This is a genomic window from Pantoea alfalfae (assembly GCF_019880205.1).
Classification (GTDB): domain Bacteria; phylum Pseudomonadota; class Gammaproteobacteria; order Enterobacterales; family Enterobacteriaceae; genus Pantoea; species Pantoea alfalfae.
On sequence record NZ_CP082292.1, the window covers coordinates 2,908,533 to 2,927,535 of the forward strand.

A 19,003-nucleotide genomic window follows, 5' to 3' on the forward strand; every position below is an offset into this window, starting at 1 on the left:
CAAAAAAATACCCAATGGATCTCAGATTGCATTGAGACGGCAAGAGAATGCATCCCGGTGAGCTTACTCAGGTAAGTCATTTGGATGAGTGAACCTGGCCAACAAAAATGCAGCCTGAAAGACGGCGGGTATAACAAGGGCAGCCTGGCTGCCCTCTCGATTGCTGAAACCGCGGCATGGACAGACAGACTGACACGGGTCGTTCCCCTGAGTCAGGAAATAAAACGCCGTTCATCAATCTTCAGGGTAGCTTAGCTACCCTTTTTTTCCGGAGCTCGTTATGGGTATCGATTGGAACTGGGGCATTTTCCTCGAACAGGCCCCGTTCGGTAACACAACCTACCTCGGCTGGCTGTGGTCCGGTTTTCAGGTGACGATAGCCGTCTCCTGCTGCGCCTGGATTATCGCCTTCTGCGTGGGTTCATTTTTCGGCATTCTGCGCACCGTGCCTAATCGCCTGCTGTCGACCATTGGCACCTGCTATGTGGAACTGTTTCGTAACATCCCGCTGATCGTCCAGTTCTTCTTCTGGTATCTGGTGGCGCCCGAACTGGTGGGCGAAAAGCTCGGCATGTGGTTTAAGTCTGAGCTGGACCCCAACATTCAGTTCTTCCTCTCTTCAATGATCTGTCTTGGCCTTTTTACCGCCGCCCGCGTCTGCGAGCAGGTGCGCGCAGCCATTCAGTCACTGCCGACAGGACAGAAAAATGCCGGTCTGGCGATGGGATTAACCCTGCCGCAGACCTATCGCTATGTCCTGCTGCCGAATGCGTATCGTGTGATTGTTCCGCCGATGACCTCGGAAATGCTGAACCTGGTAAAGAACTCCGCTATCGCCTCCACCATCGGTCTGGTCGATATGGCGGCGCAGGCGGGCAAACTGCTCGACTATTCTGCTCACGCCTATGAATCCTTTACCGCCATTACGCTGGCCTATGTCGCGATTAACCTGGTGATTATGCTGTTGATGAGTCTGGTCGAGCGTAAAGTCCGGCTGCCAGGCAATGCGGGAGGCAAGTAATGTACGACTTTGACTGGAGTTCGATTACACCCAGCCTGCCCTACCTGCTTAACGGCTTAGTGATTACCTTCAAGATCACCATTACTGCCGTGGTTTTCGGTATTTTGTGGGGAACCCTGCTGGCGGTGATGCGTCTGTCGAGCTTTAAGCCCGTCAGCTGGTTCGCCAAAATCTACGTCAACCTGTTCCGTTCGGTGCCGCTGGTCATGGTGCTGCTGTGGTTCTATCTGGTGGTGCCGAGTTTCCTGCAGCAGGTCCTGGGCCTGTCGCCGAAAACCGATATCCGGCTGATTTCCGCCATGGTTGCCTTTTCGCTGTTTGAAGCGGCCTACTACTCCGAAATCATTCGTGCCGGCATCATCAGTATTTCGCGTGGACAGGGCAATGCCGCGCTGGCGCTGGGTATGACACAGTGGCAGGCAATGCGCCTGATCATCCTGCCGCAGGCGTTCCGCGCCATGGTTCCGCTGTTACTGACGCAGGGTATCGTACTGTTCCAGGATACCTCGCTGGTCTATGTCTTAAGCCTGGCGGACTTCTTCCGTACCGCGTCCACCATTGGTGAGCGCGACGGCACCCAGGTTGAAATGGTTCTGTTTGCAGGTCTGGTCTACTTCGTTATCAGCCTGAGCGCATCGCTGTTGGTCAGCTATCTGAAAAGAAAAAGGACGGTTTAAATGATTAGCCTGAAAAATGTTTCTAAGTGGTATGGTCACTTTCAGGTGCTGACCGACTGCTCAACCGAGGTCAAAACCGGTGAGGTAGTGGTGGTCTGCGGGCCGTCCGGCTCCGGTAAATCAACGCTGATCAAAACGGTGAACGGACTCGAGCCGGTTCAGCAGGGTGTGATTGCGGTCAACGGCACCGAGGTGAACAACAAAAAAACCAACCTTGCGCAGCTTCGCAGTCAGGTCGGTATGGTGTTCCAGCACTTCGAGCTGTTCCCGCATCTGAGCATTATCAACAATCTGGTGCTGGCGCAGGTGAAAGTGCTGAAGCGTGACAAGGCAGCAGCCCGCGATAAAGGACTGAAGCTGCTGAAGCGTGTGGGTCTCTCAGCCCATGCCGACAAGTTCCCTGGCCAGCTCTCTGGCGGGCAGCAGCAGCGTGTAGCCATTGCGCGTGCGCTCTGCATGGACCCCATCGCGATGCTGTTTGATGAACCAACGTCCGCGCTGGATCCGGAAATGATCAACGAAGTGCTGGATGTGATGGTTGAACTGGCACAGGAGGGGATGACGATGATGGTGGTGACACACGAGATGGGCTTCGCCCGTAAAGTCGCCAATCGTGTGATCTTCATGGATGAAGGGAAAATTATCGAAGACACCAACAAAGATGACTTCTTTAATAATCCACAGTCTGACCGCGCGAAAGATTTCCTCGCTAAAATTCTGCACTAAACAACCTGTGCGGGTCACGCAGAGTGGCCCGCACAGGTTTTATTATCAGGGTTCAAAAGGCTGACGCTGAAACTGGTCATTGCCGCATTCCGGACAGCGCGACAGGGTTTCCGGCGTATAGATCGCCCGGGTAAACTGACACTTCTCACATACCAGATTGCCCAGCCCCACCACTTCGCCGCTCTGATATACACCGTGATGATGCAGATCCTGAAAAACTTCGCGCCACTCCAGCTGACTTTTATCGGTGATATCCGCCAGCTCTTTCCAGACGCTCTCGCGAATAATGCGCATAAACAGTGAATCCGCCAGCGGCTCCTCCACATCGGTATAACTGCGTGCAAATTCGCCTAAATCACGGCGCACCGAGCTAAGCGCCTGATCAATCTCTTCTTCCGTCATATCATCGCGAACCCGTAACTGGCTGCGTCGCCCGGCAATCAGCTCATCAAGGTTCCGATCGCCCTGACGGAGACGTTCGGTCAGTACGGCTAACGACTCGCGATATTCCTGAGCTACTTTATTCATTTTATTCTCCTTTATGCAGACCCTCGCTGAATTAAGTTTAGTCGCAATGCGACTTTTGCCGTGTCGTCTGTACAGTGAATTACAAAAGGGTGAAGAGGCTGTCGCTTTCAGCAGAAATCGTGCCAGCAAAAGTGGGAAGTGTTGTTGATACGCGGCCTTATGGGTATGCTATGCGGATCGTAGAGCCCGAAAAATGTTATTCATAAAGGACCACAGGCAGCCATGCAAGAGCAATACCGCCCGGAAGAGATTGAATCCCGTGTGCAGCAACACTGGGATGAAAACGAAACGTTTAAAGTGACTGAGCAGGAAGGTAAAGAGAAATACTATTGCCTCTCCATGTTGCCCTATCCTTCTGGCCGCCTGCATATGGGCCACGTTCGTAACTACACCATCGGCGACGTAATCGCGCGTTATCAGCGTATGCTCGGCAAAAACGTACTACAGCCGATTGGCTGGGATGCTTTCGGCCTGCCTGCGGAAGGCGCTGCGGTTAAAAATAACACCGCACCGGCCCCCTGGACATACGACAACATCGCCTACATGAAAAACCAGCTTAAATTGCTGGGCTTTGGCTATGACTGGAGTCGTGAACTGGCGACCTGCCAGCCAGAGTACTATCGCTGGGAACAGTGGTTCTTCACCAAACTGTATGAAAAAGGTCTGGTCTATAAAAAGACCTCTGCCGTCAACTGGTGTCCGAACGATCAGACGGTGCTGGCGAACGAGCAGGTGATCGATGGCTGCTGCTGGCGCTGTGACACCAAAGTTGAGCGCAAAGAGATCCCTCAGTGGTTTATCAAAATCACCGATTATGCGGAAGAGCTGCTGAACGATCTGGATACGCTGGAAGAGTGGCCTGAGCAGGTCAAAACCATGCAGCGTAACTGGATTGGCCGTTCTGAAGGCGTCGAAATCACTTTCGACGTTGCTGGCAGCGAAGAGAAAGTTACCGTCTATACCACCCGCCCGGATACCTTTATCGGCGCAACCTATGTTGCCGTTGCGGCGGGTCATCCGCTGGCAACCCAGGCGTCGGTGAATAACCCGGCACTGGCTGACTTTATCGCTGAATGCCGCAATACCAAAGTGGCCGAAGCCGATATGGCGACCATGGAGAAGAAAGGCATGGCGACCGGCCTGTCTGTTATTCATCCGCTGACCGGCGAGCTTCTCCCGGTCTGGGTCGCTAACTTCGTGCTGATGGAATATGGCACCGGTGCCGTCATGGCGGTCCCGGCGCACGACCAGCGCGACTGGGAATTTGCCACTAAATACGATCTGGCGATCAAGCCGGTAGTACTCAACCTGGATGGCTCTATTCCTGACGTCAGCGTTGCGGCAATGACCGACAAAGGCGCGCTGTTTAATTCAGGTGAGTTCAACGGTCTGGATCACGCCGCAGGGTTTACCGCCATTGCAGATTCTCTGGCGGCAAAAGGCGTGGGCGTTCGTAAAGTGAACTACCGTCTGCGCGACTGGGGTGTTTCCCGTCAGCGTTACTGGGGTGCACCGATCCCAATGGTCACGCTGGAAGATGGCACCGTAATGCCGACACCTGAAGACCAGCTGCCGGTGATCCTGCCGGAAGATGTGGTAATGGATGGCATTACCAGCCCGATCAAAGCGGATCCGGAGTGGGCGAAGACCACCGTAAATGGCCAGTCTGCTCTGCGTGAAACCGACACCTTTGACACCTTCATGGAGTCCTCCTGGTACTACGCGCGCTATACCTGCGCCAGCTACAAGGAAGGCATGCTGGATCCGGCCGCCGCAAACTACTGGCTGCCGGTCGATCAGTATGTGGGGGGTATTGAACACGCCATCATGCACCTGATGTATTTCCGCTTCTTCCACAAGCTGCTGCGTGACGCGGGCCTGGTCAACTCGAATGAACCAGCCAAACGTCTGCTGTGCCAGGGCATGGTGCTGGCTGATGCCTTCTACTATCTCGGTAACAACGGCGAGCGTAACTGGGTTTCACCGGTTGACGTTGAGGTTGAGCGTGATGAGAAAGGCCGCATTGTAAAAGCCACCGATACGCAGGGCCGCGAGGTGATTTATGCGGGCATGAGTAAAATGTCGAAGTCGAAAAACAATGGCATCGACCCACAGCTGATGGTTGAGCGTTACGGCGCGGATACCGTGCGTCTGTTCATGATGTTTGCTTCACCGGCCGATATGACGCTGGAGTGGCAGGAATCGGGCGTTGAAGGAGCGAACCGCTTCCTGAAGCGTGTCTGGAAGCTGGTCTACGAGCACACCTCACAGGGTGCGACCGTGGCGCTGGATGTGGATAGCCTGAATGACGAGCAGAAATCGCTGCGTCGTGACCTGCACAAAACCATCGCCAAAGTGGCGGATGATATTGGCCGTCGTCAGACTTTTAACACCGCCATTGCAGCGATTATGGAGCTGATGAACAAACTGGCGCGTGCCCCGCAGGAAAGCGAGCAGGATCGCGCTCTGATGCAGGAAGCACTGCTGGCTATCGTCCGTCTTCTCTATCCGTTTACCCCGCACGCCTGCTATGTTCTGTGGCAGACGCTGGGTGGCGAAGGCACCATCGATGAAGCGAGCTGGCCGGTGGCTGATGAAGCCGCTATGGTTGAAGATTCACTGCTGGTCGTGGTGCAGGTGAACGGTAAAGTGCGTGGCAAAATTACCGTACCCGCCGAGGCAACGCAGGAACAGGTTCAGGCACGCGCGGCTCAGGAGCATCTGGTGGCGAAGTATCTGGACGGCGTGACTATCCGTAAAGTCATTTATGTACCGGGCAAACTGCTTAACCTGGTCGTAGGTTAAGTTCAGGAGGAACTGTGCGACATCCGATTATCAGGCTGTTTGTCATGCTGGCGGTGGTTATCACCGCTGGCTGCGGTTTTCATCCGCGCGGCACCACACAGGTGCCCAGCGAACTGAAAACCCTGATTGTTTCAACCGGCGATCCTTATGGACCGCTGGCGCGTACTGTGCGCCAGCAACTGCGTATCAACGATGTCACTATTGTTGAAGACACTAAACAGAAGCGCACCGATATTCCGACGCTGCGTCTGGGTCCTGAAGTGTCGGGACGTAACACCGCATCGGTCTTTATCAGCGGCACCTCTGCTGAGTATCAGCTGGTCATGACGCTGACGGCGCAGGTCCTGTTGCCGGGCAAAGGAATCTACCCAATCAGCACCACGGTTTATCGTTCATTCTTCGATAACCCGAATGCTGCGCTGGCAAAAGATGCCGAGCAGGATCTGATTACGCAGGAGATGCGTCAGCGTGCTGCCGAACAGCTGGTACGTAAGCTGCTGACCGTGCATGCTGCACAGATCAACAATAAAGAGACCTTACCGGCGTCAGTGATTCCGGTTCCGGGTCAGGGTTCACAGGAAGCACCCTCTTCCTCTGCTACCAGCCTGCAATGATCAGGATTTATCCTGAGCAACTCAGCGCGCAGCTCCGTGAGGGGCTGCGCGCCTGTTATCTGTTAGCCGGAAACGAACCGCTGCTGTTGCAGGAGAGTGCGGATGCCATCCGTGCCGCCGCAACCGCGCAGCAATTTGAAGAACATTTTAGTTTTACGCTGGACGCCCAGACCGACTGGGAGAGCCTGTTTGTCAGTTGCCAGTCACTGAGTCTGTTTGCCCAGCGTCAGACGATGACGCTGCAATTCCCCGAGAATGGCCCCAATGCCGCAATGGCCGAGCAGTTGGTTAAGCTGTCGCAGCTGCTGCATGCCGATATTCTGCTGATCTGCCGGATGCCAAAGCTGACCCGCGCGCAGGAAAACAGTGCATGGTTTAAAGCCCTGTCCGCCTCCGCAGTTTTCGTGCCCTGCCAGACGCCCGAACAGGCACAACTGCCACGCTGGGTCGCGAATCGGGCTCAGGCGCTGAAACTCTCGGTCGATGACGCGGCCGTGCAGCTGTTGTGTTACTGCTATGAAGGCAATCTGCTGGCGCTGGCCCAGGCGCTGGAGCGTCTCTCGCTGCAGTGGCCTGACGGCAAGCTGACCCTGCCCCGGGTTGAAGAGGCGGTCAGCGATGCGGCTCACTTCACACCGTTCCACTGGGTCGATGCTCTGCTGGCGGGTAAGAGCCGTCGCGCGCTGCACATCCTGCATCAGCTGGAGAAAGAAGAGAGCGAAGTCGTGATTCTGCTGCGTACGCTACAGCGCGATCTGCTGACGCTGCTGCATCTGCATCGCCATCAGGCGCAGCAGCCGTTGCGTACGCTGATGGATCAACAGCGTATCTGGCAGAACCGCCGCGCGCTGTTCACTGACGCACTGCAACGCCTGGACGCCACGCGTCTTCAACGCGCGATTCATCTGCTCAGTCAGATTGAGATCACCCTGAAGCAGGATTATGGGCAGCCGGTATGGCCGCAGTTACAGACCCTGACACTGCTGCTCAGCAGTCGTGCTTTTCCGACGAGTTTTGCCCATGTCTGAGTTACACGCGCTGTTTGGTGGCACCTTCGATCCGATTCATTTTGGCCATCTGCGCCCGGTCGAAGCACTGGCTCAACAGACCAGCTTACAGCGTGTGACGCTGCTGCCCAACAATGTGCCACCGCATCGTCCACAACCGGAAGCCAGCGCGACCCAGCGGGTTGCTATGCTGCGCTGTGCTATCCGTGACTTACCGCTGTTTGAGATTGATACCCGGGAGCTGGAACGCGACACGCCCTCCTGGACCGTAACCACCCTGGAAGCCTGGCGCGCCGAACGCGGTGCAGCGCAGCCGCTGGCTTTTATCATCGGTCAGGATTCCCTGCTGAGCTTATCGAAATGGCATCGCTGGCAGGATCTGTTGTCACTCTGCCATCTGCTGGTATGCCAGCGTCCCGGCTATGCGACCCGGTTCGACTCGCCGGAGATGCAGCACTGGCTTAATCAGCATCTCGCTCAGGATATCCGGCAGCTGCATCAGCAGCCCGCAGGCCATATCTGGCTGGCGGAAACCCCACTCTATGACATTTCGGCGACCGAAATTCGCCGCCGTCGCCATCAGAACCAGCCCTGCGACGACCTGTTGCCTGCGGCGGTGATCGACTATATCGACCGCGAAGGCTTATATCGCGACTGATCCGGGCATGCTATACTGCGCCGCTTAAATTTTTGGCTGCACTCTCCGGGCTTACAGCCGGCCCGATACCACCAGATTCCAAGGGGAACCTTTTGCAAGGTAAAGCACTCCAAGAGTTCGTTATTGATAAGATTGATGATCTCAAAGGCCAGGACATTGTCACCATCGACGTTCAGGGCAAATCCAGCATCACCGATTTCATGATCATCTGCACCGGCACCTCCACGCGTCATGTGACGTCGATCGCAGAACACGTTGAGCAGGAGTCCCGTTTAGCAGGCCTGATGCCATTAGGCATTGAAGGTAAAAGCGCGGCAGACTGGGTTGTGGTTGATCTGGGTGATGTCATCGTACATGTGATGCAGGAAGAGAGTCGCCAGCTGTATGAGCTGGAAAAACTCTGGAGCTAATCGGTGAAACTGCAACTTGTTGCCGTCGGCACAAAAATGCCCGACTGGGTGCAGACCGGTTTCATGGAGTATTTGCGCCGCTTCCCGAAAGATATGCCGTTTGAGCTGACCGAAGTGACCGCAGGTAAACGCGGCAAAAATGCTGATATCAAACGCATCCTTGAAAAAGAGGGTGAAGCGATGTTAGCGGCGGTCGGCAAAGGCAATCGCATCGTCACGCTGGATATTCCGGGTCAACCGTGGGAAACCCCGCAGCTGGCGCAGCAGCTTGAACGCTGGAAGCTGGATGGTCGCGATGTCAGCCTGCTGATCGGCGGGCCTGAAGGCCTGGCCCCCGCCTGTAAAGCGGCGGCAGAGCAGAGCTGGTCACTGTCAGCATTGACGTTGCCTCATCCGCTGGTGCGCGTGCTGGTGGCCGAAAGTCTGTATCGGGCCTGGAGTATAACGACTAATCATCCTTATCATCGTGAATGACCGATCAGCCCACATCAGACATGACAAGTAGCGGATGAAATTACAAAGCAACGCCTTTCGCGATTACAGCGCCGAACAGAAACTCTTTGTCCGTCGGGCGTTCATCGCCTTCGTCGGTATCTTACTGCTCTCTTCAATCCTGGTGGTTAACCTATACCACCTGCAGATTCTTCGCTTCGATGATTACAGCACCCGCTCCAATCAGAACCGCATTAAACTGGTGCCTGTCGCACCCAGCCGCGGCATTATTTACGATCGCACCGGCACGCCGCTCGCACTGAACCGCACCATCTATCAGGCAGAACTGGTGCCGGAGAAAGTCGATAACCTGCAGCAGACGCTGGAAAACTTACGCCCGGTGCTTGAGCTGACGGACGAAGACCTGGAAAACTTCCAGAAAGAGCGAAAACGCTCGCGTCGCTTTACCTCCATTCCGGTTAAAACCGGTCTGAATGAAGTTCAGGTGGCACGCTTTGCGGTCAATCAGTACCGCTTTCCCGGCGTGGAAGTTAAAGGTTATCAGCGCCGCTACTACCCCTACGGTGCCACGCTAACGCATGTGGTCGGTTACGTCTCAAAAATTAACGATCGTGACGTTGCACGCCTCGACAAAGAAGGCATATGGCCTAACTACGCCGCGACGCACGATATCGGCAAGCTGGGCATCGAAGCGTATTACGAAAGTCTGCTGCATGGCAAAACGGGCTTTGAAGAGGTTGAGGTCAACAACCGTGGCCGTGTCATTCGCCAGCTGCATGAGGAGTCACCTCAGGCAGGCCGTGATATCTATCTGACTATCGATCTCAAACTGCAGCAGTATGTCGAGACCCTGCTGGCGGGCAGTCGCGCCGCTGTTGTCGTCAGCGATCCGCGCACCGGCGAAATTCTCGCCATGGTCTCCACACCCAGTTACGATGCAAACTTATTTGTCGACGGTATTTCCAGCAAGGATTATCGCGGCCTGCTGGAAGATGAAAATCGCCCTCTCTATAACCGTGCAATTCAGGCGGCTTATCCACCGGCCTCGACGGTTAAACCCTATGTAGCAGTTTCTGCGCTGAGTGCTGGCGTGATTAACCGTAATACCAGCCTGTTTGATCCTGGCTGGTGGCAGCTTCCCGGTTCAGAGAAGCGCTTCCGCGACTGGAAAAAGTGGGGTCATGGTCGTCTTAACGTCACCAAAGCGCTGGAGGAGTCTGCCGATACCTTCTTCTATCAGGTCGCCTACGACATGGGTATTGACCGCCTGTCAGAATGGATGAATAAATTTGGTTACGGCAGCCGTACCGGCATTGACTTACCGCAGGAGAGCGCCGGTAACATGCCGACCCGCGAGTGGAAGCAGAAGCGCTTTAAAAAGCCGTGGTATCAGGGTGACACCATTCCGGTGGGAATCGGCCAGGGTTACTGGACGGCGACCCCGCTGCAGATGAACAAAGCGATGATGATTCTGATCAACGATGGCGTCGTCAAGGTGCCACACATGCTGCGCGCCACCCGCGAAGGCCGAACTCTGGTGCCCTATCGCCAGCCGCCTGGGGCCCCGATTGGTGATATCCATTCCGGCTACTGGGAAATCGCCAAAGATGGCATGTACGGCGTGGCGAATCGCCCCAACGGCACCGCGCACAAAAGCTTTGCTGATGCCCCTTATAAAATCGCCGCCAAATCCGGTACGGCACAGGTTTTTGGCCTGAAAGAGAACGAAACCTATAACGCCCATAGAATTGCTGAACGATTGCGCGACCATAAATTAATGACCGCGTTTGCCCCTTATGACAAACCTCGGGTGGCTGTGACCATCATTCTGGAGAACGGTGGCGCCGGTCCGGCTGTCGGCACCGTGATGCGCCAGATTCTGGATCACATTATGTTGGGTGATAACAATACAGTTCTGCCGGACGCCGCCCCTGTGCCGCCCGGTTATGAAGGTGAATAAACATGTCGATGCAAGATAGTCCGCAGAAACGATCGATCTGGATGCGCATCCACATCGATCCGATGTTTATGCTGATCATTCTCGCGCTGCTGACTTACAGCGCCGTGGTGATCTGGAGTGCCAGCGGACAGGATCCCGGCATGATGGAGCGTAAACTCGGTCAGATCGCGATGGGTCTGGTCATCATGATTGTGCTGGCGCAGGTGCCGCCGCGCGTTTATGAAGGCTGGGCACCCTATCTCTATATTGTCTGCGTCATTCTGCTGGTGGCGGTGGATGCTTTTGGTCAGATCAGTAAAGGCGCACAGCGCTGGCTCGATCTTGGCTTTGTTCGCTTTCAGCCTTCTGAGATTGCCAAAATCGCGGTGCCACTGATGGTGGCGCGCTTTATTAATCGCGATGTCTGTCCGCCGACGCTGAAAAATACCGGTATTGCACTGATTCTGATCTTCCTGCCTACCCTGCTGGTGGCCGCACAGCCCGATCTCGGCACCTCGATTCTGATTGCCGCCTCAGGCCTGTTTGTGCTGTTCCTCTCAGGGATGAGCTGGAAACTGATTAGCGTGGCGGTACTGTTGGTCGCCGCGTTTATCCCGATTCTGTGGTTCTTCCTGATGCACGACTATCAGCGTGACCGCGTCATGATGCTGCTCGACCCGGAAACGGATCCGCTGGGCGCGGGTTATCACATTATCCAGTCGAAAATCGCCATCGGGTCGGGCGGACTGCGCGGCAAGGGCTGGCTACAGGGCACCCAGTCTCAGCTGGAGTTTTTGCCGGAACGTCATACTGACTTTATCTTCGCGGTTCTGGCCGAAGAGTTAGGGCTGGTCGGCGTACTGCTGCTGCTGGCCCTCTATCTTCTGCTGATCATGCGGGGACTGGTGGTAGCAGCCCGCGCGCAGACCACCTTTGGCCGCGTCATGGCGGGCGGTTTAATGCTGATTTTATTCGTTTATGTTTTCGTTAACATTGGCATGGTTAGTGGTATCTTACCGGTAGTTGGCGTGCCGCTGCCGCTGGTCAGTTATGGCGGCTCCGCGCTTATCGTGCTTATGGCGGGATTCGGCATTGTGATGTCGATCCACACTCACCGAAAAATGTTATCTAAAAGTGTCTAAGAGGCTGCAGATGCGTAAGGAATGGCTTGGCGTTGCACTGGCATCACTGGTTCTGGCGGCCTGTACCACGCCCGAACCCCAAAATACGGCGCCGCCGCAACCGGCTTACAATGGGCCGGTAGTAGAGATTCCAGGCGTTGAGCCTCGTTATGAGCCGATCAATCCGGGCACCAGCCAGGATTACAGCGTTAACGGCAAAAACTATCGCATCATCAAAGATCCGTCGAACTACAGCGAAGTCGGCCTGGCCACCTGGTACGGCGAAGAGGCGCAGGGCAACCGAACCGCTACCGGCGAAGCCTACGATCCCGATGCGCTGACGGCCGCCCACCCTACTCTGCCGCTCCCGGGGTATGTGCGCGTAACCAATATCGCGAACGGTCGTCAGATTGTGGTGCGCGTTAACGATCGCGGCCCTTACACGCCAGGACGCATTATCGACCTGTCGCGGGCAGCCGGTGACCGACTGAACATTTCCAATAATTCACGGGTGCGGGTCGACTATATCAAGGTGGCTCCCGACGGTACGCTCTCTGGCCCAGGCACCATCGGAACTGTGGTAGCCAAACAGAGCTACTCACTGCCTGCCCGTCCGGACCTGAGTGGGGGTGCGGTGATGAATGGCGGCAGCGCCGCAAACGCTGAACCCCCTGCCCAAAACGTAGAAGCCATCAGTAACAGCACGCTGCAGGGCGGTGACAACATGGGCGCGCCGGTACAGAGCAGCGGCTTTCTTGGCGCACCTCAGCCATTAGCGAACGGCGTGCTGGAAGGTAATGAACCATCCACCACGGCGCCCGTCACTGCACCGGTCGCCAGCAGTGCTACTCCGGTCGCCGCCAGCGCCGCGCCGGCAGCCAGCAGTGGTGCCGCAGCCGGCTATGTCGTGCAGGTTGGTGCACTGAATGACCCGGCGCGTGCTCAGCAGATGATGAAAAGCCTGAGCCAGCGTTATGGTGTGCCCGGCAAGGTCGAAGACGCGGGCAACAACGTTTATCGCGTTCAGCTCGGCGGTTACAGCTCCCGTGCCGAAGCGGCTGCGCTGCAACAGCGCCTGAGCAGTGAAGGCCAGACAGCCTCATTTATTACTAATACGCGTCGCTGATCGGTTTCTCAGACAGCGACACGTTACGTCTGCTAACAACCCAATCATCACGCCCGGTGCCAGACTCACTGGCATTGGGTATGATGAGTGACATTTTTAACCTCAAACTCACGGATGTTGTAGTCCTACACATGAACACGCTGAAATCATCTCGTTTGCTGAAACGCCTGACAGTGGGATCACTGATCGCTTTCTCTCTCAGCCATGCTGCTATTGCTGATGACGTCAATCTCAAGACCATGATTCCGGGCGTGCCGGACATTGATGCCGAAGCGTATGTCCTTATCGACTACAACTCGGGTAAAGTGCTGGCAGAGAAAAACGCCGATGCACGCCGCGATCCTGCCAGTCTGACCAAGATGATGACCAGCTATGTCATTGGTCAGGCCGTGAAAGCGGGCAAAATTCATCAGGACGATATGGTCACTGTGGGTCCGGATGCCTGGGCGACCGGCAACCCGGTGTTCAAAGGTTCCTCCCTGATGTTCCTGAAGCCAGGCGACCGCGTACCGGTCTCTCAGCTGACTCGTGGAATTGTACTGCAGTCGGGTAATGACGCCTGTGTTGCGATGGCTGACTATGTCGCCGGCAGCCAGGATGCGTTCGTTAATCTGATGAACAACTACGTCAAAGCGATTGGCCTGCAGAATACCCATTTCGGGACAGTGCATGGCCTGGACGCTGAAGGTCAGTACAGCTCCGCGCGCGACATGGCGTTGATCGGTCAGGCGCTGATCCGCGACGTGCCGGAAGAGTACGCTGTCTATAAAGAGAAAGAGTTCACCTTCAACAACATCCGTCAGATGAACCGTAACGGTCTGCTGTGGGATACCAACCTGAATGTGGACGGTATTAAAACCGGCCACACTAACTCTGCCGGTTACAACCTGGTGGCGTCCGCGACTGAAGGCCAGATGCGCCTGATTTCTGCCGTCATGGGCGGTCATACCTTTAAAGGCCGTGAAACCGAGAGCAAAAAACTGCTCACCTGGGGCTTCCGTTTCTTTGAAACCGTTGCGCCACTGAAAGCGGGTAAAGAGTTCGCCTCTGAGCCGGTCTGGTTCGGTGATAATGACCGTGTGCAGCTGGGCGTGGAAAAAGATGCTTACCTGACCATTCCACGTGGCCGTATGAAAGATCTGAAAGCCAGCTATGTGCTGACCAACACGGAACTGCATGCCCCACTGAAGAAAAACCAGGTTGTCGGCAGCATCAACTTCCAGCTGGATGGCAAGACTATCGAACAGCGTCCACTGGTGGTGCTGAACGAAATCTCTGAGGGTGGTTTCTTTGGCCGTATCGTGGATTACATCAAACTGATGTTCCATCACTGGTTCGGTTAAGCGTAAAGGGTGATTGAAAAATCACCCTTTCGTCCCCATTACCAGATATTATGATGCTCCCGCTCAGGCGGGAGCCTGTTTTTTATGCACCGGAGTTAATATGAAAACCAAACTGAATGAGCTGCTCGAATTTCCTACCCCGTTTACCTACAAAGTAATGGGTCTGGCGCAACCGGAGCTGGTTGATCAAGTGGTTGAAGTGGTGCAACGTCATGCGCCCGGCGATTACAGCCCTGAAGTTAAGCCGAGCAGCAAAGGCAACTATCACTCCGTAAACATCACTATCAACGCCACTCACATCGAGCAGGTCGAACGCCTGTACGAAGAGCTGGGCCAGATCGAAATTGTGCGGATGGTACTGTAATTTACGGGTCGGCAAGGCGCCTCTGCCTGACGGTTTGCCGACGTTATCCTCAGCGTTTTTCCTTTAGCGGGCTATCGCTTTGTCAGTTGAAACCCTCTTTGTCCGTCAGTCCGGTCTGCGTGACTGGCAACCTGTCTCCGACGCCATGCACCAGTATACTGACCAGCGCGACGACCAGAGTCGTGATGAAATCTGGCTGGTCGAACATCCTCCGGTCTTTACTCAGGGTCAGGCGGGAAAAGCAGAACATCTTCTGATGCCAGGCGATATTCCCGTGGTGCAGAGCGATCGTGGCGGTCAGGTCACCTATCACGGGCCGGGACAACAGGTCATGTATGTCCTGATTGATGTAAAACGCCGTAAGCTCGGCGTGCGCCAGCTGGTGACTATTCTGGAAGAGACGGTGATCGCCACTCTGGCAGAGTTCGGCGTCAGCGCCCGCGCCCGCGCAGATGCACCCGGCGTCTATGTCGGTGAAGAGAAGATCTGCTCGCTGGGATTACGCATTCGCAAAGGCTGCTCGTTTCACGGCCTGGCGCTGAATGTTGCCATGGATTTATCTCCTTTTCTGCGCATCAACCCCTGTGGTTACGCCGGGATGAGCATGACCCAGTTGAAACATTTTCAGCCCGACGTGACCACAGAGCAGGTGCGTTCCCCACTGGTCAGTGCGTTTGCGCGGCTGGCAGGTTATGAAAATGTTGAATGGATCGCAGGCGAACTCCCTGTTAAGCCTTAACGCAGAATGCGAATTTACAAATATGTAACGTATCCGCGCTGACTATGGCTGCTTCGCAGGCGATGTGATGATATAATTTTTGCACTTTTTTCAAATAAAGTTGAAAGCCCCCTTCCCGGTTTGAGTGGGAACGCTTTCAAATCGCAATCCGACCGGAACCTGCTGATTTATGAGTAAACCAATTCAGATGGAACGCGGCGTCAAATATCGTGACGCAGACAAAATGGCGCTGATCCCGGTAAAAACCGTGGCTGTTGAACGGCAGGAGATGTTGCGTAAGCCGGAATGGATGAAAATCAAGCTGCCAGCCGACTCCAGTCGTATTCAGGGCATCAAAGCCGCGATGCGCAATAACGGCCTGCACTCGGTCTGTGAAGAGGCATCCTGCCCTAACCTGGCCGAATGCTTTAACCACGGCACCGCCACCTTTATGATTCTTGGCGCAATCTGCACCCGTCGTTGTCCGTTCTGCGATGTGGCTCATGGCCGTCCTAATGCGCCTGATGCCAACGAACCCGCAAAACTGGCACAGACGATTGCCGATATGGGCCTGCGCTACGTGGTGATCACCTCGGTGGACCGCGATGATTTGCGTGATGGCGGCGCTCAGCACTTTGCCGACTGCATCAGCGCGATTCGTGAAAAAAATCCTACCATTAAAATTGAAACGCTGGTGCCGGACTTCCGTGGCCGTATGGATCGTGCGCTGGAGATTCTCACCGCGACGCCACCAGATGTGTTTAACCACAACCTGGAAAACGTACCGCGCGTCTACCGTCAGGTGCGTCCAGGCGCGAACTACGAGTGGTCACTGAAGCTGCTGGAGCGTTTTAAAGAAGCTCATCCTGATGTTCCGACCAAATCGGGTCTGATGGTGGGCCTGGGTGAAACCAATGCCGAAATCGTTGAGGTAATGCGCGATCTGCGTCGCCACGGCGTCACCATGCTGACGCTGGGACAGTATCTGCAGCCGAGCCGCCATCACCTGCCGGTTCAGCGCTACGTCAGCCCGGCCGAATTCGATGAGATGAAAGCAGAAGCGATGGCGATGGGCTTTACCCATGCCGCGTGCGGTCCGTTTGTCCGCTCCTCCTATCATGCGGATATGCAGGCTAAAGGCGAAGAAGTGAAATAAGTAGCCTTTGCGGTCAGAAGAGTGAAAACAAAAAACCAGACTGGAAACAGCCTGGTTTTTTTAGATGTGCCTGAAATAAAAAGTAACAGTTATTTGCAGCAAATAACCGATTAATCTTTATGAACGACGCGTTCTGCTGGCACGTCTTCTGCCGTCGTTCGGGTTGCGCTGGTATCTTCATCTTTCATGGCTTTCTTGAAGCCTTTGATTGCAGAGCCCAGATCGCCGCCCAGTGAGCGCAACTTGTTGGTACCAAAAAGCAGTACGATAAGCGCACCGATAATCAGCAGCTTGGCAATACTGATACCTTCCATATTTAACCTTTCGACTTTATTGAATCACGGTGACTGTTATTTACGCGCAGTTTGCCTGTGACGACAACTGGAATCTGTAACAGAGTAAGATCTTTGCTGTAGCGAATATGTGGTGTTTCCCGGTTCAGGCAATCACTTCAGCTCAGGCCGTTCAAAACGCCGGTTTTCAAGAACCGGTAATACCCGGCGGGCATAGGCAATACGCTCAGGATCAAGATCGGCAAACAGCAGTGCCGGAGACTCAGCCGCATTTGCCACCGCCACGCCCAGTGGATCGACGACCAGACTATTACCAATATTGCGTGGACCACACTCACCTACCGCCACCATATAACAGGTGTTCTCCAGCGCACGGGCACGGGTCAACAGCTCCCAGTGCATCTCTTTAAGCGGACCTTTTACCCATGCAGCAGGGAGCACCAGCACTTGCGCACCATCCAGCGCCAGCCGACGCGCCAGTTCCGGGAAGCGCACGTCATAGCAGGTCATCAATCCGACTGTCATTCCCGCGACGTCAATCAGCGGCGGAATGATGTGGCCCGGATTGACCCGCTGTGACTCCTGCATCGCAAAGGCATCGTACAGATGCAGCTTTTCATAGGCGGCGATGATTTTACCCTTACGAATAGCCACCAGCACGTTGAGCGCTTTATGCTGCCCGGTGGGAACATGAACGCTCATTATGGTAGTCAGCGCATTGTGTTCACTGGTGGCCAGCAACTGGCTGAGGAAAGGGCCATCCAGTGGCTGCGCCGCCTTCACCACTAAATCGGGATCGGCATTATCGCGCGCCAGCACCGCTTCCGGCAGCACCAGCAAATCGGCGCCGCCTTCTGCCGCCCGCTGCATTAAGTCCAGACAGGTATCAGCGTTCTCCTGCCATTCACGGCTCACTGCAAATTGCCCTAACGCCACTTTCATCATTGTTCTTCTCCTGCAGCGCCGGCAATATTACTCCCGGCGTCAGTTATCGGTGGATCAGCCCCTGCTGATAGTGCCCGTATTCGGCGTGAGCCATCATCTTCTCATTGGCGCTAAAACCATTGTGCTGCCAGCAAAGCAGACATTCCTGCGTCATGCACCGCAAATCCTTAGCCAGCCACGGCAACGTATCGTCCTTATTCATGTATGCTCGCCCCCCCCCAGCTTAATAGTGCTGGCGGCCTGTGTATGGCTTTACCTTCGACAGCGTGCCACCGGTTTGCAGAGGCCTGCTGTCCGCCAGAGAGCGAACCCTCACGGCAACCGTTTCTGCTGTCCGGTTGCCACCGTGAAAGCAGAAAGTGCTGACAGGCACAGGATGCAGCGATCAGTCATCATTTCTGTCGCCAGCCTCAGGAAGGCACTGTGGAAAAATATCGCCGACGTGCGGGTCGTCACTCTGGTCGGGAAGTTAACCCACTTGCAGATCTTTGATGAGATAACAGGGTGACTCAGTATAGCCTTCGCGAGCGTAGAACTGATTCGCCTTAAGACGTGACTGATGGCAATGAACTTCCATACGGTCGCAGCCATGACGCGCAGCCAGCGTTTCAGCGTGCTGAAGCAGCTGCTGGCCGACGCCTTTACTGCGCTCACCTTCTGCAATGCAGAAATAGCTGATGCGGGCGAAATCGCCGGCCAGGGCAAGCTGAGGGATAAAATGGAGGGAAAGGAAACCCAGCACCTGGCTGCCATGTTCAGCCACCAGCAATACTTCACTGGGATCGCTGCATAACTGTGCCAGGCGCTGTTCAATAAAGCTTTCGGTACCGCCGTAGCCTAACTCGCTTAACAGGGCACTCAACGCAAAACTGTCTTTTAACTCCGCCTGACGTATCTTCATCCTGCCTCCTCACTCACCAGATTCTGTCGCTCAGTTATATAGCGTCACACGCTAAAAAGCTGTATGCCGGGTTGTTATGAATATGTTACGAGGATTTATTGTGAGCCGCCGCGCAGTTTGTGCGGCCTCAGGGACGATGCAGAGGGTACGATGAAGAGGATGAAGTGCAGATGACAGGCATAAAAAAACCCGCCATAA

At 55.1% G+C, this 19,003-nt stretch carries 21 protein-coding genes; 16 read left to right on the forward strand and 5 right to left on the reverse strand.

Annotation, left to right across the window (positions count from 1 at the left end; translation table 11 throughout):
• Positions 1-280 precede the first annotated feature (280 nt).
• Genes K6R05_RS13685 through K6R05_RS13695 form a run of 3 tightly spaced genes read left to right on the forward strand, consistent with a single transcriptional unit; the run spans position 281 to position 2,424 of the window.
• Positions 281-1,021, forward strand: a complete 741-nt coding sequence (locus K6R05_RS13685) for an amino acid ABC transporter permease (RefSeq protein WP_161732091.1) — start codon at positions 281-283, stop codon at positions 1,019-1,021.
• Positions 1,021-1,698 (forward strand): glutamate/aspartate ABC transporter permease GltK, encoded by a 678-nt coding sequence (gene gltK / locus K6R05_RS13690; protein WP_013357106.1) that lies wholly within the window; start codon positions 1,021-1,023, stop codon positions 1,696-1,698. The genes K6R05_RS13685 and gltK overlap by 1 nt, the downstream gene beginning before the upstream one ends.
• Positions 1,699-2,424: an amino acid ABC transporter ATP-binding protein gene (locus K6R05_RS13695; RefSeq protein ID WP_161732087.1), complete on the forward strand. Its 726-nt coding sequence runs from the start codon at positions 1,699-1,701 to the stop codon at positions 2,422-2,424.
• 45 nt (positions 2,425-2,469) lie between these two features.
• Here K6R05_RS13695 and K6R05_RS13700 read toward each other — a convergent pair whose 3' ends face one another.
• Entirely contained in the window at positions 2,470-2,952 is a 483-nt protein-coding gene (locus K6R05_RS13700; protein ID WP_033731844.1) for a zinc ribbon-containing protein, read from the reverse strand.
• Between the two features lie 222 nt (positions 2,953-3,174).
• On the opposite strand from K6R05_RS13700, the gene leuS reads away from it, so the two are divergent.
• From leuS to lipA, 13 genes are all read left to right on the forward strand, one after another.
• Entirely contained in the window at positions 3,175-5,757 is a 2,583-nt protein-coding gene (gene leuS / locus K6R05_RS13705) for a leucine--tRNA ligase (protein ID WP_222924370.1), read from the forward strand.
• A gap of 14 nt (positions 5,758-5,771) precedes the next feature.
• A complete protein-coding gene (lptE, locus tag K6R05_RS13710) occupies positions 5,772-6,371 on the forward strand; it encodes an LPS assembly lipoprotein LptE (protein ID WP_161732083.1) in 600 nt (199 codons plus the stop codon).
• On the forward strand, positions 6,368-7,399 hold the full coding sequence (gene holA, locus K6R05_RS13715) for a DNA polymerase III subunit delta (RefSeq protein WP_161732081.1): 1,032 nt from the start codon (positions 6,368-6,370) through the stop codon (positions 7,397-7,399). The genes lptE and holA overlap by 4 nt, the downstream gene beginning before the upstream one ends.
• Entirely contained in the window at positions 7,392-8,036 is a 645-nt protein-coding gene (gene nadD / locus K6R05_RS13720) for a nicotinate-nucleotide adenylyltransferase (RefSeq protein WP_161732079.1), read from the forward strand. Before holA ends, nadD begins: the two co-directional genes overlap by 8 nt.
• 92 nt (positions 8,037-8,128) lie before the next feature.
• Positions 8,129-8,446 (forward strand): ribosome silencing factor, encoded by a 318-nt coding sequence (gene rsfS / locus K6R05_RS13725; RefSeq protein ID WP_111139027.1) that lies wholly within the window; start codon positions 8,129-8,131, stop codon positions 8,444-8,446.
• A gap of 3 nt (positions 8,447-8,449) precedes the next feature.
• Positions 8,450-8,920 carry a 23S rRNA (pseudouridine(1915)-N(3))-methyltransferase RlmH gene (rlmH, locus tag K6R05_RS13730; RefSeq protein WP_013357098.1) on the forward strand — a complete coding sequence of 157 codons (471 nt, stop codon included), beginning with the start codon at positions 8,450-8,452 and terminating at the stop codon, positions 8,918-8,920.
• A gap of 34 nt (positions 8,921-8,954) precedes the next feature.
• Positions 8,955-10,859, forward strand: a complete 1,905-nt coding sequence (gene mrdA / locus K6R05_RS13735; RefSeq protein ID WP_161732077.1) for a peptidoglycan DD-transpeptidase MrdA — start codon at positions 8,955-8,957, stop codon at positions 10,857-10,859.
• A gap of 8 nt (positions 10,860-10,867) precedes the next feature.
• The gene (gene mrdB / locus K6R05_RS13740) at positions 10,868-11,980 is read left to right on the forward strand and encodes a peptidoglycan glycosyltransferase MrdB (protein WP_033743010.1); all 1,113 of its coding nucleotides are present in this window, start codon (positions 10,868-10,870) and stop codon (positions 11,978-11,980) included.
• 10 nt (positions 11,981-11,990) lie between these two features.
• Positions 11,991-13,085 (forward strand): endolytic peptidoglycan transglycosylase RlpA, encoded by a 1,095-nt coding sequence (rlpA, locus tag K6R05_RS13745; RefSeq protein ID WP_222924371.1) that lies wholly within the window; start codon positions 11,991-11,993, stop codon positions 13,083-13,085.
• 131 nt (positions 13,086-13,216) lie between these two features.
• On the forward strand, positions 13,217-14,428 hold the full coding sequence (gene dacA / locus K6R05_RS13750; RefSeq protein ID WP_033732040.1) for a D-alanyl-D-alanine carboxypeptidase DacA: 1,212 nt from the start codon (positions 13,217-13,219) through the stop codon (positions 14,426-14,428).
• A gap of 100 nt (positions 14,429-14,528) precedes the next feature.
• Positions 14,529-14,792: a DUF493 family protein YbeD gene (gene ybeD, locus K6R05_RS13755; protein WP_013357093.1), complete on the forward strand. Its 264-nt coding sequence runs from the start codon at positions 14,529-14,531 to the stop codon at positions 14,790-14,792.
• Between the two features lie 79 nt (positions 14,793-14,871).
• Complete coding sequence (gene lipB / locus K6R05_RS13760) at positions 14,872-15,531, forward strand: lipoyl(octanoyl) transferase LipB (RefSeq protein ID WP_161732073.1); 660 nt, start codon at positions 14,872-14,874, stop codon at positions 15,529-15,531.
• Positions 15,532-15,700: 169 nt separating this feature from the next.
• Positions 15,701-16,666: a lipoyl synthase gene (gene lipA, locus K6R05_RS13765; RefSeq protein WP_222924373.1), complete on the forward strand. Its 966-nt coding sequence runs from the start codon at positions 15,701-15,703 to the stop codon at positions 16,664-16,666.
• 110 nt (positions 16,667-16,776) lie between these two features.
• On the opposite strand, the gene tatE is transcribed toward lipA, so the two are convergent.
• The 4 genes from tatE to K6R05_RS13785 all read right to left on the reverse strand — a co-directional run bounded on the left by tatE (position 16,777) and on the right by K6R05_RS13785 (position 18,805).
• The gene (gene tatE / locus K6R05_RS13770; protein ID WP_003854033.1) at positions 16,777-16,980 is read right to left on the reverse strand and encodes a twin-arginine translocase subunit TatE; all 204 of its coding nucleotides are present in this window, start codon (positions 16,978-16,980) and stop codon (positions 16,777-16,779) included.
• 132 nt (positions 16,981-17,112) lie between these two features.
• Positions 17,113-17,901 (reverse strand): deaminated glutathione amidase, encoded by a 789-nt coding sequence (locus K6R05_RS13775; RefSeq protein WP_222925492.1) that lies wholly within the window; start codon positions 17,899-17,901, stop codon positions 17,113-17,115.
• Positions 17,902-17,947: 46 nt separating this feature from the next.
• Entirely contained in the window at positions 17,948-18,106 is a 159-nt protein-coding gene (locus K6R05_RS13780; protein ID WP_161732069.1) for a hypothetical protein, read from the reverse strand.
• A gap of 267 nt (positions 18,107-18,373) precedes the next feature.
• Positions 18,374-18,805, reverse strand: coding sequence for a GNAT family N-acetyltransferase (locus K6R05_RS13785; RefSeq protein WP_161732067.1), 432 nt, complete (start codon positions 18,803-18,805; stop codon positions 18,374-18,376).
• Positions 18,806-19,003 lie beyond the last annotated feature (198 nt).